Here is a 13,349-nt window from a genome sequence, read left to right as displayed (position 1 = left end):
CGCTTATGCCTTCACCCAAGCAACTCATCGCCGCTCCGCTCACCGCATTCCTTCGCGCCTTCGATGGCGCGCGTGAATCGTTGCGCCGCATCGTCAGCTTCTCTTCGCTCGCCGCACAACTGCGCGACCAGCTTCCCGCAAGCACCGTGGTGCTCGGCCGCCAATGGGTCTACGGCACGCGCAACATTCGCTTCGGCGAACACACGCTGCTCTACCCCGGTTGCCACTTCGAGACGCAGGAACACGCCGCGCTCACACTCGGCAACGGCTGCGTACTTTCGCGCGGCGTCCATCTCGTCGCGATGGCCGGCATCACCATCGGCGACGGTACGATGATCGGCGAATACTCGAGCCTGCGCGACGCGAACCACGCTCGCGAAGAAGGCGTCGCCATGCGCGATGCGGGTCACACCGCCAAGCCGATCACCATCGGTCGCGAAGTGTGGATCGGTCGCGGCGTCACGATCCTTGGCGGCATCACCATTGGCGATCACGCGACCGTCGGCGCGAACGCCGTTGTTACACGCGATGTCCCCGCGGGCGCGGTCGTCGCCGGCGTCCCTGCGAAGCCCATCATCTCTCGCGAAGAAAAGGCTTAACCATGCGTTATCTGCTGGTCACTCATATTCCATTTGCGCGCAACGAAGCGGGTAACGTCCTGCTCGACAAGCTGTGGAGCGCGGACCTCGACGGCCTCGCCGCGAGCATGGGCGCGATCACCGTCGCCGCACCCGAGCTTCCGCTCTCCACGCTGAGCAGCTGGGGGACAGGCTTCGCCGAGCGTCCTACGCAAGGCGAAGTGAGCTTCGTCTCGCTGCCAGCACGCAGGGGCCGCCTCGACTTCTTCTACGGTATGAAGCTGCGCAAGGCACTCGGCGCCGCAGTGCAGAACGCTGATCTCGTCCATACCTCGAACCTCTTCGGCAACGACGTCGCGCTGTACTACGGCCATGATCTCGCAACGAAGCTCGGGAAGAAGACGCTCTTCGTCGTCGCCGAAGACTTCCCCGACATGCTCGGCTGGGAATGGGTTCGCACGGCACCTGCGGGCTTGCAGCAGAAGCGCCGCGCTCGCACGCTCGCGCAACTTGAGAAGCATGTGCAGCAGCGCGTGAACACCGCCTCGCTCACCTTCCTGCATACCCCCGCAGCGGTGGTGCGCTACCGTATGCACGCGCAGAACGCCTTCGCGATTCGTCAGCCTGTGCACGAAGCGGAGGAGGTCATCAGCTCCGCCGCGCTGGAGGCGCGCTCGAACGCGCTGCTGGCCGGGGGTCCTCTGCGCATCGTCACCGCGTCGCGCATGCAGCCGCTCAAGGGCCTGGACTTCCTGCTGCGTGCTGTCGCCATCGCACGCTCGCGTGGCGAAGATGTCCGCGTGACGCTCTACGGCGGTGGATCACAGCAGGCGGAGCTCGAAGCGCTCAGCAGACGTCTGCAGATCAGCGAAGCCGTTCACTTCGGGGGCGCACTGCAGCAGGGTGCGGAACTCCGCGGCGCGATCGAGCAGGAACACGTCTTCGCGATGCCGCACCTCACCACGGACTTCGGCCGCGCCTTCTTTGATGCCATGGCTGCGGGCCTGCCTGTGGTCGCCTATCGCTCGCCCGCAAGCGAGGACACCGTGCGCCACGGTGAAGATGGGTTGCTCGTCGCGAATGCCGATGTGGAAGCGCTGGCCGCGACGCTCGTCAAGCTGAGCCACGATCGCCAGTTCACCGCTGCGTTGTCGCAGGGCGCACGTCAGCGCGCGCTCGACAACACCCGCGCGCTCTGGAACGCGCTGCGCTCTTCGTGGATCCGCGAGCTCTTCAAGTAGTGCCGCGCTCGCCGCCTATTTGTATTCGATGAGTTCCGAGCGAACGCCCTTGCGACGGTTGCGCGCGAAGCGAAGCTGCCCGAAGAAGATCGGGATCTGCTGCAAGTGCGAGTGCACACCGTAGAGCAGCAGCGTGACGGCGTCCTTCGACTTCCACCGCGCTTTCCACGCTGTGCGCAGTACCAGCGCCACATACGCCAGCAGCACCAGCACGATCGGCCACCACGAACGCAGCGCTACGCTGAGCAGCAAGCCAGCAACAGGCGCCGCAAGCAACACCATCGCGCGCTTGCGATTGCGCGCAACTTCATCCTGCCAGAACGGCTCGCCCGATGCCGCGAAACGCGCCGCGACCTCAGCATACGCATGGCCTGCACGCTCGGCGCGTGCCCAGTACGGCTTGAAGTTGCGCAACGCAAGATCATGCTTCGTCATCGGTACATCGATGTGCAGAATGCGCCCGCCGTGCGCGAGGATGCGCCGACAAAGCTCCGGCTCTTCACCCGCGATCAGCGTTTCATCAAAGCCGTCAACCGCCGCCAACACGTCGCGGCGAAACAGCGCGTCGCCACCACAGAACGGCGTCCACCCCGGTGCGTAGATCCAATCGAGGTCCATCACGCGGTTGTAGATCGATTGCTCCGGATACAGCTCTCGCCGATGGCCCCACACCACCGCCGTCGTGGGCTCCACCAACGCCTGCGCAGCCGTCGCCACAAACTCGCGATCGAGCACGGTGTCGCCATCGAGAAAGAGCACAACATCGCCCGTCGCGGCACGCCAACCGGCGTTGCGTCCGCGCGCCGCAGTAGGCTTGCCACCGGTCAGTTCCAATACGCGAAAGCCATGCTCCGCAGCGATCTCGAGTGAGTCGTCCGTCGAGCCTGAGTCGACGTAGATGTATTCGCTCTCCCAACCGGCATTGTGCATCGCGCACACACTCACCAGGCAGCGCGCGAGGCGCGGGCCTTCATTGCGCCCGATGATCACAACGCTGAGTTTGCCGATCTGGCTCATGCGTTCTCCGCGAGCGGAGGAAGTGTCTTGCGAGGCTTGATCACCGCCGGATTGCCCACAGCGATATGGTTCGAAGGGATGTCCTGCAACACCACCGCGTTGGCGCCGATCGCAACATCATCGCCAACGGTGATGGGGCCAAGCAGCTTCGCGCCTGCGCCAATGTCCACGCGATCGCCCAACTGCGGTGAGCCACGACGGCCGCGGTTCCGCAGTCCCAGCGTCACACCGTGGCGCAGCACGCAATCATCGCCAAGCTTCGCATCGCCGCTCACGACGATCGTGCCCGTGTGTTCGATCGAAAGCCGACGACCGATCTGCACCTCGCACGGAATCTCCGCGCCGAGCACGCAGTCAGCCCAGAACTTCATAAACTTGTAGAGGAACGAGAACGGCACACGCAGCACACGCGGCTTGATGCCATAGCGCCAGCGCCCGAAGCGGTAGACGACCATGACCCAGAACCCCTGGCGCGTCCAGTCTTTGTTATGAGCGTGCCAGTCTTCGCGGATGTTCTCAAACATGATGGCTAGAGATTAGCTTACGGACGTGAACTTGGGCGATGCCGCGTTCGCGGGACGGCGGCGACGACGATTGCGCGCCACCGGATCGCCCGGCAGTACGAGTTCGCGCGTCGTTCCTGCTTCGAGCACCTGCCACGTACCTTCGTTGTCTCGCGGCTCGCGCGGCGCACGACGAGCGTGGTCTTCTTCCGCCTTCTGCACGGTGTGCTGGAAGAGCACATCCGCGTTCTCCAGCTTCAGGTTCTTCACCACCGCGCCCACGCCGCCAAGGCCGATGCGCTCCAGGATTTCGCCAGCGATGTACAGATCTTCGCGCGTAGTCACTGCGCTTTCGTTCACCAGCACGGTCGCATCGCAGCGACGCACGGCGTACTCAGCCTCACCGGAGATCGTCAGCGAAGGCGTATCGACCAGGACAAAATCGTAGTCACCCTGCAGCCATGCAAGACGCGCAGCCGCCAAACCATCGGTGCCATGTTCGCCGTGACGGGCCTCTTCGCTCAAGTCCGGCCCACGACCATAGGCTTCTTCGAAGTCACGCTCCGCGCGCAGCAGCGTATCGCTACCCACCCAAAGCACCGCGTAGCCCATCTCCTTCAGCTTGTTCTGCAGATGGAAGACCAGCTCCTCGACATCCGTCTCCGGGCTGGGAGCGGTGAACGCAAACGTGCGCGCTCCATTGCGGTAGGAGTTTTCGATCGCTCCTGCTAGACGCAGCAGGTACGAATCGCGCACCGGCTCGGAAACCTCTTCTGCGGCCGGCAGCACAGCCATCGGGCGGAAGCCGAGGATGCGCTCCACATCGCGGCCGACAAAGATGCGGCGCTCACGCGAGTTCAGCAGCACAGCTACAGCGATCGCCACAAAGATACCGAGCGGCACCGAACCCAGCAGCAGCAGCTTGCGCTTGCCCGGCTCCGGAAGCAGCGGCGGGGTTGCGGGAATTGCTACCCGCACGAAGGACGGCGAGCGACGCTGCACTTCAATGCCGCGCATCGCATCGTCGATAGCATTGGCGCGTGTCTGCAGGCGGTCCGTCTCCGCGGTCAGCGAAGCATACTCCTGCAGCTGCGGCGCAGAACGCGCAGCCAATTCAGTCTGGTGCAGCAGCCTGTCCTTCAGCTCACGCTCAAGCCCAGCCGAGCGCGCTTCGAGCTCATGGCGACGGGTCTGCTCGCGATCGCGGCGGTCTTTCTCGAACTTCGCCGTCGCGTCGGTAAGCTCTCGGTCCGTTGCCGCAAGCTCCACCTGGTCTTGCTGGTAAATCGGGTTCGCCGGCGTCATCCCTGCCATCTGCGACTGCAGCGTGGCCTTGCGAGAGTTCAGCGAAGAAAGCAACGTAGCGGCCGGCGTCGCCAGCGCATCATTGCTTTCGCCGCTGTTGCCGCTGGCCTGCGTCAACGTTTGCTGACGTGCCTGCTCCACGGAGAAAAGCTGCTGCCGAAGCTGCGCCACACTGTCATCCAGCGGATTGCTCTTGTCCGTGCTCAGACGCGCGACGCCCAAAGCGGCAGAAAGGCGCGCCTGCTTGTCCTGGTCCTTCACGAGCGCGTCGGCCACCGTCTGCTGCTCGGCTTCGAGCAGCTTCATCTGCTGCTCGGTCGGGCCATCCGTATCGTTCTTCACCTGCGCGATAAAGGTCGCAGCCAGCGCGTTCAATGCAGCGGCCGTCGCGTCAGGGTCATCGCCCGTAAGGTCCGCCACCATCTGGAAGCTGCTCCCCGAGCGCTGCACGCTCAGGTTGCCGATCAGGTTGGCTGCGGCCACGCGGACAGGTTCATTCGGAGCGCGCCACACACCCTCCGGCAGGCTGCGTACGGCCTTCTCGGCCACGTCCATGCGCTGCATCGTCTGCATCAACTGCTGCAGCGTGGCGCTGTAGCGCATGTCGTCATAGCCCGTGGGGCCATTGGCGTTCAGCACTTCGCGCTGCACAGGAGCCACATAGAAAATCGTCTCCGCGCTGTAGTGCTTCTTACGCGTCAAGCCAACGAGGAAGACCAGCGCGAACACCAGGAAGCCCGCCAGCATCGCCACCTTGCCATGCATCGCAAAAGCCCGCTGCAGATCGAGGCGGAAAGCTGCGCTGTGTCCTGCCCGCGAGCTGGCGCGAGGGATCGCATCGCCTCGGGCGAAGTCCTGGTCCGTGCCGCGCACGATCGATCCTTTGCGTGTATCGCTCATCGTTGGTTCAACAGTGCTGCGGTGGAGAAGATGCTGATCAGCGGAGAAAGTTTTTCGAGCACGTAAGCGACCGAATTGAAGCCGCTCTCCGGCACGAAGATCACATCACCCGCCTCGAGCTTCACTTCCGAGGTGCGCGGGTTCAGCAGGTTGTTGAACGGAATCTCGCGCTGCTTACCGCTTGCCGCAGAGATGATCCGAATGCTCGGGTTCTTGCCCGCGGTCGGCATCAAGCCGCCAGCGTCAGAAAGCAGACGCGCCAGCGTCGTGTGCGGGTCGAGCATCTGCGACCCCGGACGCTGCACCTGTCCAAGTACCGAGACGTAGCGATCATTCGGCGCCGGCACAAAAACAATGTCGTCGCGCTGCAGGCGGATGTTCGCGAGCGGGCTGCCGGAAGCGACCAGCTTACGCACTTCCAGCGTGATCGCCGTCTGGTTGTGGCGATAGATCACCGCACGATCGGGCATGGGATCAGAGTCACCACCGCCGCTTCCTCCGCCGTAGCCTCCACCACCGCCATTACCACCACCGCCGCTTCGGCTGTTCAAGCCGCTATGCGTGACGCCGCCGCCGTGCGCCAGCACTTCGAGCAACGTGGGTGTGTGATCGAAGGTCTGCATACCGGGGCTCGAGATCGAACCAAGCAGCAGCACCCGATTGGAGTTATAGCCGTCCACCGTCACCGTAACGATCGGGAAGGTGTAGTACTTCAGCAGCGCATCGTGAATCGCATGAGCGGCGTCGTCACGCGTCATATCAACCACCTGCACCGAACCGATGAGCGGCATACTGATGCTGCCGTCAGGGCCGACCGTCTGATGGCCCGTCAGCTCAGGGCGACCTTCCACCAAGACATTCAAGACGTCTCCACGGCCCAGCCGATACGGCTGGTTCGCAGGGGCTTCGTACTGCAGAATGTCGCTGAGGCTCGCAGGTGCGGGCGTCGCAGGCGCAGGATCACTCGGCTGTGGCTGCTGCGCATAGAGCGCGCCGCCCAGCACAACGGTTCCCATGCTCAAAGCAAGGAACCTGCAACCCAAGATGACAGCCCGGTGGTTCATCAAAGCCTATGGTAGGTGCGCTGGGCTACAGAAGCTCTTACACTTCCGTGGCTTGAATCAAGTTGAGCGCGAATCAGAGTAGTAAGCAGCGGCGCCATCGAATGGCCCGCCCTCTGCTAGGCGGAGAGTCGATCGACCTGCGGAAGGGTCTCTTCGCGGAACTCCTTCGCCGATACAGCAGGCGAACGCTGAGGGTGTGTCTGATCGTGCAGCATCGACTGCAGCGCCGAAGCGTCCAGAATGCGACGCACCGCACCGTTCGGGCTGACGATGTAGAAATCAAGGCCGCGGTTCTGCAGCGTACGACGTGCGTCCAGCAAGCAGCCCAGGCCGTCCGCGTTCAACTGCGTCGCTTCCGCCAGGTCCACCGTCACGTTTTCGCCGCGACGAATCGCGTCCGTCACCAGATCACGCACTTCACGGCAAAGGCTGCCGGTCAACGCGCCACGCACATGGGCGGTCACCTGTCCGCGCTGCGTGTCCAGGCGGATCGCACCGTCTTCTGCGCGCTTCCACTGCAAACGCTGGGCCAGCACTTCACGCGGCAGGTAACGCACCAGCGCCACGATATCGTGCCAGTAGCGCGGAATCAGGCGCATCGGCTCCTGCATCATGCGGTACGCCCACTCGAGGTTCACGGCCTGGATCCAGCGCGGCGCACGCTTCTTCGCGCCTGCCACCATCTCCAGCGTGCCACCGATACCGATCGCTACCGGTACGCGGAGCTTGTCCATATTGCGGTGAATCCAGAACTCCTGCTTCGGGTTACCGAACGCAACCAGCAGAATATGCGGGTTCGCCGCATGAATGCGGTGCAGGATCTCGGTGTTGTCCATCTGGTCCAGCGGACGCGGCGGCGGAGCGTAGTGGCCGACGAAGTTCACGCCGGGGAAACGCTCGCTCAAAACGCGCATGGAGTCCTGCGCGTTCTCATCCGTGGAACCGAGCAGGAAGATGCCGTAGCCCTTCTCTGCAGAAAGCTTTGCCAGCTCGACCGTAAGGTCCGACCCGGCGACGCGCTCATGCAACGGGCGCTTCATCAGGCGCGAGGCCCAGACCAGCGGGAATCCGTCAGGCAGCACCATGGCGCACTCGCAGATTACGCGGTGCAACTCCGGGTTGCGACGGGCGTTGCGTACGAAGTCGAGGTTCGCCGTGGCGATCTGGTAACTGCCGCCAGAACGAATGCGCGATTCAATGCTCGCCACCGCGCGCTCCATCGAAACGTTGGAGATGGGGAGCCCGAACAGCGAGACGACTCGTGAATTTTTGCGTGTCATGGGGAAAGCTCTACGATCCGAAGCAATTTGGCTGCTATTGACAGCTAAATCGTTTCATTGATCCTCATCACATCCCATTCCACTTTGAGCCCAGCGGAAGTCACACTTTGGTAACCAGCACTGACCCATCAAATGGCGATACTCAATCAGAAAAACAGGAGCGATACTTTCGTTCTAGCAGTTTGCTGTAAACGTGTCGGAACCAGAGGGAATTACTATTGCTCTGATCAAAGTGCGCCGAGCAACCACCATTGCTCCACCACAGAACAACATGCCTGCGCCGAATAAGCAAGAGAGCCGAAGTATCCATCGCCAACTGACAGACTCTCAAGAGTTACCCCCTGGCTCCAATCCCCGTGCAAGGCCCTAGGATCAGCGATTCCCTGTCCCAGACACTTCGCTACCGCCTCCCGCTCCGTCCAACGCTGCAAAAACCAATATCGCTGGGCGACCGGATCTGCCAGGTTGCGCAACTCGGCGACGTCCGAGGGTGAGAACGCCGTCTCTGCCAGTTCCAGCGCCTCTATCTGGGAAGAATCGGCCTCAATATCGATTCCCACGGCAATCCTGCCCCCCAGCGCACAGGCCACCAGCCCTCGCGTGTGGCTCAGATTGAACTCCAGCTCCTCGGTCATCGGCTTGCCCCGCTCGCCGAAACGTAACGTTACGGCCTGCGGAGCGATGCCCAGCCGTTGCGATGCCATGCGCCGGAACAGCGCCCGGGCAAACACAAACTCCTGCCGCGGCTCCTCCCTCAGGAACCTCGCAGCTCGATCGCGTTCCTCAGAGGACAGCAGGACCAGCGCGGCGGCGTATTCTGCGGGCGTCGCCTGCGCCGTTCGCATCAGGCCCACGATGATCTGATCTGCCGCTTCGGCTGCCACATCCGCTCCTCTTCGCCCGCACAATCACCACAAGGTAACGTTGCCGTGCAAGATACCCTTGTCTGCCGGAACGTCTTCGCACGATAGCATGAAGGCAAGCGAGCCGCGTCCATGCAAATCATCGTCCTCATCCCGTGCTTGATTTGCGCGTTCGCTCTCTTCCGATACTCCGTTCCGCACGTCTTCCTGCGCTACTTCCTGCCGTTCTTCGTGCTCTTCCCGTCGTATTACTACTGGAAGATTTCGGCGCTGCCGCCGATCACGGTCGGCCAGTCGGCACTGCTGCCTATCGGCGCCGCCATCGTGCTCACGCTCATGCGCCGCTGGCGCTTTACCACCTCCGACATCTGGATCGGCCTTTTCCTTCTCAGCACCTGCGTTACGGAATACAAAGCCGAGCGCACGACCGCCGCCATCTTCAACCTCTACTACGGCGTCTGCGAAGGCCTCATCCCTTACATGATCGGCAAGGTGCTGATCGAGCAATCAGGCATCCGCGCCGCCACCGCGCGACGCATCGTCACGCTCATGACCATCTGCGGCATCATCTCGCTCTACGAGTACCGCATGAGCATCAACCCCTTCACGCTCGTGTGGGGACGCTTCTTCCAGAACGAATCCTTTGCCTGGAAGACGCAGCTGCGTTGGGGATTCGGCCGCGTCTCCGGCCCTTACGGTCAGTCCGAGCTTGCCGGCATGGTCATCCTCTTCGGCATCATGCTGGCCGTGTGGGTTTCCTACGCAAAGCCCTGGCCCGAAAAGTTTCCCTGGTTCCCGAACCACCCGCTCAACGTGAAGACGATCATCTTCATCCTGCTGGCGATCTTCCTCTTCACCACGCAGGCGCGCGGCCCGTGGCTCGGCTGCCTCTTCGCGCTGCCCATCGCCTTCATCGGCAAAAGCAAACACATCTGGCGCAACTGCGTTCTGTTCTTTGGCATCACGCTGCCGATCCTTGGTTTCACCTACGTGCAGGTCAAGCAACATCTCGTCAATGCAGACCCCTCGAGCGCCGAAGCGCAGACCGCGCAATATCGCGCCCTGCTCTTCGACAACTACAAGCCCACCGCGATCGCCGGCGGCCCCTTCGGTTGGGGACAGGCCTTCCGCCGCGTGCCTGGGCAGGAGTCCATCGACAACGAGTACCTCTTCATCTGGCTCACGCAGGGATGGGTTGGGCTCGCCTCCATGTGTCTGCTCGGCGTGGAAGCGCTCATCCGCCTCTTCGCTGCAGCCGCCGTCACCAAAGACCGCATGGACCGCTTCTTCGCGTTCTCACTCTTCGGCACCTATGCCGGGTTATTGCTCACCGTGGGAACAGTGTTTCTCGGCAACCAGCCCTATGAGCTCTTCTTCCTCATCGCAGGATGGTCGCAGGTGCTGAACCGCGTGCAGCCTGAGCAGCCCAAGCTGGAGTTCCACAATGTCATGGCGTAACGCCGTCGCCTGCGCGGCGATTCTTGCCTCCGTCGCAGCGCTTCCCGCGCAGACGACCGTCACCGTCACTCCGCGCGTGCTGCACCGCGGCGTCAAACGCTTCGGCATCAACCTCAGCGGGCAGACCTTCTACGACTCCGGCCAGATGGCGCGCAACCTCATCCAGCGCAATCCCGGCTTCGAGGGCGAGACCTGGCAAACCGTCCTGCGTTGCAAGCACTTCGGCCGCTCCAGTTGCTCGGACGAGAACGAATACACCGTCTGGCCCGATGGCTTCCTCGACGGCGCGTGGGCGCAGGTGCTGAGCGGACCCGCCGCAGGCGCGATCTCACGCGTCACCGAAAGCCACGCCGGCATCTCGCCGCTCGGCTACACGCTGAACTTCAACACCCTCGACCGCCAGCCCAGGGACAACGACTTCCTGCTCGTCCGCGCCGACAAGCCCGGCGATCCCACCGCAGGCTGGTGGACCAACTTCCAGTGCGGCGCCAACGCCCAGGCCGAGCGCACCGACCTTCCACCAAACGCCATCGGCCATCAAACACTGCGCCTCAACGCGCTCAGCGGTTGCGGCAGCGCCGAACTCACCACCTACTTCGACACGCTTGAGGGCCACAGCTTCGTGCACCTGCACGGCAACTACACGCTCACCTTCAAAGCGAAGTCCCTGAGCGGCGCCAAGCCGCTGCACATCATCCTGCAGCGGCTCGACACGCAGCACGGCGCGGAGAACTTCCTCGACAAGCAGGTCACGCTCAGCCCGCAGTGGCACGAGTACAGCCTCAGCATCGCCGCCAACGACAAGCCCGGCGCCATCGGCTCCGTGCGCTTGCAGTTCCTGCTCGAAAGCGCGTCGATCCTGATGGACGACGTGAGCCTCACGCCCGCGCGCAGCGCTGGAAACACCACAGCCTTCCGCGATGAAGTCGTCGCCGCGCTCCGCGAGTACAAGCCCGGCATCCTGCGCTTTATGGATAACGGCGCAAACTTCGGCGCCTCGCTCGACGATCTCCTCGCCCCGCAGTTCGCCCGCCGTCGCACCGGCTACAGCACGCAGTCGCAGCGCAGCGAAGACATCGCGCTCGGCGTGCCCGAAGTCCTGGAGCTCTCCGCAGCCGTCGGCGCAGAGCCGTGGATCTCGCTCCCCGCAGGCTTCTCGCCGTGGGAGATGCAAGGCCTCATCGACTACCTCTCAGGCCCCACAACCACGCATTACGGCGCCATGCGCGCGGCCGCAGGCCACGCCAGACCGTGGAGCGATGTCTTCCCCACCATCCATCTCGAGCTCGGCAACGAGCAGTGGAACGTGATGAGCTTCGCCGGCGCGGCGATCCACGACCCCACCGCCTACGGCCAGCGCGCCGCCGCTGTCTTCAATGCCGCGCGCCACTCGCCGAGCTTCAACGATGCACACTACGACCTCGTCGCAGGCTCATGGTTCGCCGTGCCGTGGTGGAGCGAGCAGGAAGCGAAAGCCTTGAACGGCGCGGCCGATTCGCTCGCCGTTGCACCCTACCTCTTCAGCGAGTTCAACGATGCATCGAGCAGCGAAGCCATCTTCGGCAGTATGTTCGCGCAGCCCGAAGAGTTGAACAGCAACGGCTTCATGGCCCAGCAGCGCGACACGCTGAACAAGTTCGCCGCAGGCAAGAAACTCAGCGTCTACGAGGTAAATCTCGGCACAGCGACCGGTAGCGCCAACATCACGCAGGACGCGATCGACACCACCGTGCCTTCGCTCGGCGGCGGACTCGCCGTGGCCGACCACATGCTGCTCATGCTGCGCGAACTCGGCATCAGTGACCAATGCTTCTTCGCGCTGCCCGAGTTCTCCAACGGCTTCACCAGCAGCGGCGGCTCCAAGCGCAACACGCCGCTATGGGGTGGCGTCGTCGACATGGGCGGCAACACCAACGCGCGCCGCCCTGCCTTCCTCGCACTCGAAGCCGTCAACCACGCGCTGCTGGCAAACATGGTCGCAGTCCAGACAAGCGGCCTGAACCCGACGTGGTCGCAAGCTGCAAGCACCAACGACAAGATCGCCGCTGGCAACATCCATCAGCTACAAAGCTTCGCCTTCGCCGATGGCGCGAAGCGTTCGCTCATCCTCTTCAACCTGAGCCGCACCCAAGCGCTGCCGCTGAACATCGCCGCCATGAACCCCACCGCCGCGGGCGTCACCGTCACCACGCTCACCTCCGCGCGCATCACGGACAACAACGAGCACGGCGAACAAGTGAAACTCCGCACCGCGAACGAGAAGAACGCCGCCACACGCTCGCTGCCGCCGTTCTCCATGACGGTCCTTACCTGGACGGAGCGGTAGCAATCTCTTCCAGCAGCTTCAACACCGCAGCTTCGCTGTCGTTGAAGTGAAAGAAGTGATTTCCCGGAAAACTCTGCAGCCGGAACGCCCCCGCCCCGTGCCGCCGCCAACGCTCCGCGCTCGCCAACGGCACCGCAGGATCGTCCGCTCCGCGCAGCACATACGTCGACACCCGCAGAGGCTCGACAAACCGCGTCACATCCGCACTGTCGACTACCGCAAGGTCCGCCCGCAGCAGAGGCAGATAATGCGCGCGCAGCTCCGGGTCAGCCATCAGCGTCGTCGCGCTATCGCCGCCGAAGCGCGCATCGAGCGCGTGCAACAGCTCTTCGTCGCTCATCGTTTCAAGCAGCGGAAACACCGGCCGCTCGCTCGGCGCACCACGCCCCGATAGCACCAGCGCCATCGGCTGCAGCAAACCTTCCCGCTCGATCCTCTGCGCCCACAACGCCGCCAGCAACGCGCCCATACTGTGCCCGAAGAGCGCATACGGCTGCGTCAGATGCGGCTTCAACGCCGCATGCATCGCGTCCACCAACGCCGTCGCGTCCGTGATCGCAGGCTCCATCATGCGCGCATCGCGCCCCGGCAACTGCACCGGGCACACATTCCACGCGGAGACCATGCGCCGCCAGCGGAAGAACCCCGCCGCGCCCGAACCTGCGTGCGGCAGACAAAACAGTCGCGGTGTTGCGCTTGCTGACTCCAGCAGCCGAAGTGGTATCCAGTCGTTCACGCTTCTCAGTCTAGAATCTCGTCAGCAAGTTTCGCGGTACTTTTGAGGAGCCCGCCCTGCATCTCGTCTTCACCATCA

11 protein-coding genes are annotated in these 13,349 nt (G+C 63.3%); 4 read left to right on the top strand and 7 right to left on the bottom strand.

Annotation, left to right across the window (positions count from 1 at the left end):
* Positions 1-5 precede the first annotated feature (5 nt).
* Entirely contained in the window at positions 6-599 is a 594-nt protein-coding gene (locus tag OHL11_RS03130) for an acyltransferase (protein ID WP_263370016.1), read from the top strand.
* Between the two features lie 2 nt (positions 600-601).
* Positions 602-1,819: a glycosyltransferase family 4 protein gene (locus OHL11_RS03125; protein WP_263370015.1), complete on the top strand. Its 1,218-nt coding sequence runs from the start codon at positions 602-604 to the stop codon at positions 1,817-1,819.
* Positions 1,820-1,834: 15 nt separating this feature from the next.
* Here the strand turns inward: OHL11_RS03125 and OHL11_RS03120 are convergent, their stop codons facing one another.
* The 6 genes from OHL11_RS03120 to OHL11_RS03095 all read right to left on the bottom strand — a co-directional run bounded on the left by OHL11_RS03120 (position 1,835) and on the right by OHL11_RS03095 (position 8,772).
* Positions 1,835-2,836 carry a glycosyltransferase family 2 protein gene (locus OHL11_RS03120; protein WP_263370014.1) on the bottom strand — a complete coding sequence of 334 codons (1,002 nt, stop codon included), beginning with the start codon at positions 2,834-2,836 and terminating at the stop codon, positions 1,835-1,837.
* A complete protein-coding gene (locus OHL11_RS03115) occupies positions 2,833-3,360 on the bottom strand; it encodes a serine O-acetyltransferase (RefSeq protein ID WP_263370013.1) in 528 nt (175 codons plus the stop codon). The genes OHL11_RS03120 and OHL11_RS03115 overlap by 4 nt, the downstream gene beginning before the upstream one ends.
* A gap of 12 nt (positions 3,361-3,372) precedes the next feature.
* Positions 3,373-5,544: an exopolysaccharide transport family protein gene (locus OHL11_RS03110; RefSeq protein WP_263370012.1), complete on the bottom strand. Its 2,172-nt coding sequence runs from the start codon at positions 5,542-5,544 to the stop codon at positions 3,373-3,375.
* Positions 5,541-6,560 carry a polysaccharide biosynthesis/export family protein gene (locus OHL11_RS03105; protein WP_263370469.1) on the bottom strand — a complete coding sequence of 340 codons (1,020 nt, stop codon included), beginning with the start codon at positions 6,558-6,560 and terminating at the stop codon, positions 5,541-5,543. Before OHL11_RS03105 ends, OHL11_RS03110 begins: the two co-directional genes overlap by 4 nt.
* A gap of 164 nt (positions 6,561-6,724) precedes the next feature.
* Positions 6,725-7,888 (bottom strand): WecB/TagA/CpsF family glycosyltransferase, encoded by a 1,164-nt coding sequence (locus tag OHL11_RS03100; RefSeq protein ID WP_263370011.1) that lies wholly within the window; start codon positions 7,886-7,888, stop codon positions 6,725-6,727.
* A 227-nt stretch (positions 7,889-8,115) separates the two neighbouring features.
* Positions 8,116-8,772, bottom strand: a complete 657-nt coding sequence (locus tag OHL11_RS03095) for a 4'-phosphopantetheinyl transferase family protein (protein ID WP_263370010.1) — start codon at positions 8,770-8,772, stop codon at positions 8,116-8,118.
* A 111-nt stretch (positions 8,773-8,883) separates the two neighbouring features.
* On the opposite strand from OHL11_RS03095, the gene OHL11_RS03090 reads away from it, so the two are divergent.
* Positions 8,884-10,209, top strand: a complete 1,326-nt coding sequence (locus OHL11_RS03090; RefSeq protein WP_263370009.1) for an O-antigen ligase family protein — start codon at positions 8,884-8,886, stop codon at positions 10,207-10,209.
* The gene (locus tag OHL11_RS03085) at positions 10,196-12,535 is read left to right on the top strand and encodes a hypothetical protein (protein WP_263370008.1); all 2,340 of its coding nucleotides are present in this window, start codon (positions 10,196-10,198) and stop codon (positions 12,533-12,535) included. Before OHL11_RS03090 ends, OHL11_RS03085 begins: the two co-directional genes overlap by 14 nt.
* Here OHL11_RS03085 and OHL11_RS03080 read toward each other — a convergent pair.
* Positions 12,516-13,271: a thioesterase II family protein gene (locus tag OHL11_RS03080; protein WP_263370007.1), complete on the bottom strand. Its 756-nt coding sequence runs from the start codon at positions 13,269-13,271 to the stop codon at positions 12,516-12,518. The two genes, OHL11_RS03085 and OHL11_RS03080, sit on opposite strands and share 20 nt — an antisense overlap.
* Positions 13,272-13,349: the final 78 nt, after the last annotated feature.

It is taken from the genome of Granulicella cerasi (genome assembly GCF_025685575.1).
Classification (GTDB): Bacteria; Acidobacteriota; Terriglobia; order Terriglobales; family Acidobacteriaceae; genus Granulicella; species Granulicella cerasi.
The sequence above is the reverse complement of the archived record's forward strand: the minus strand, read 5'-3'. Positions and strand labels throughout refer to the sequence as shown.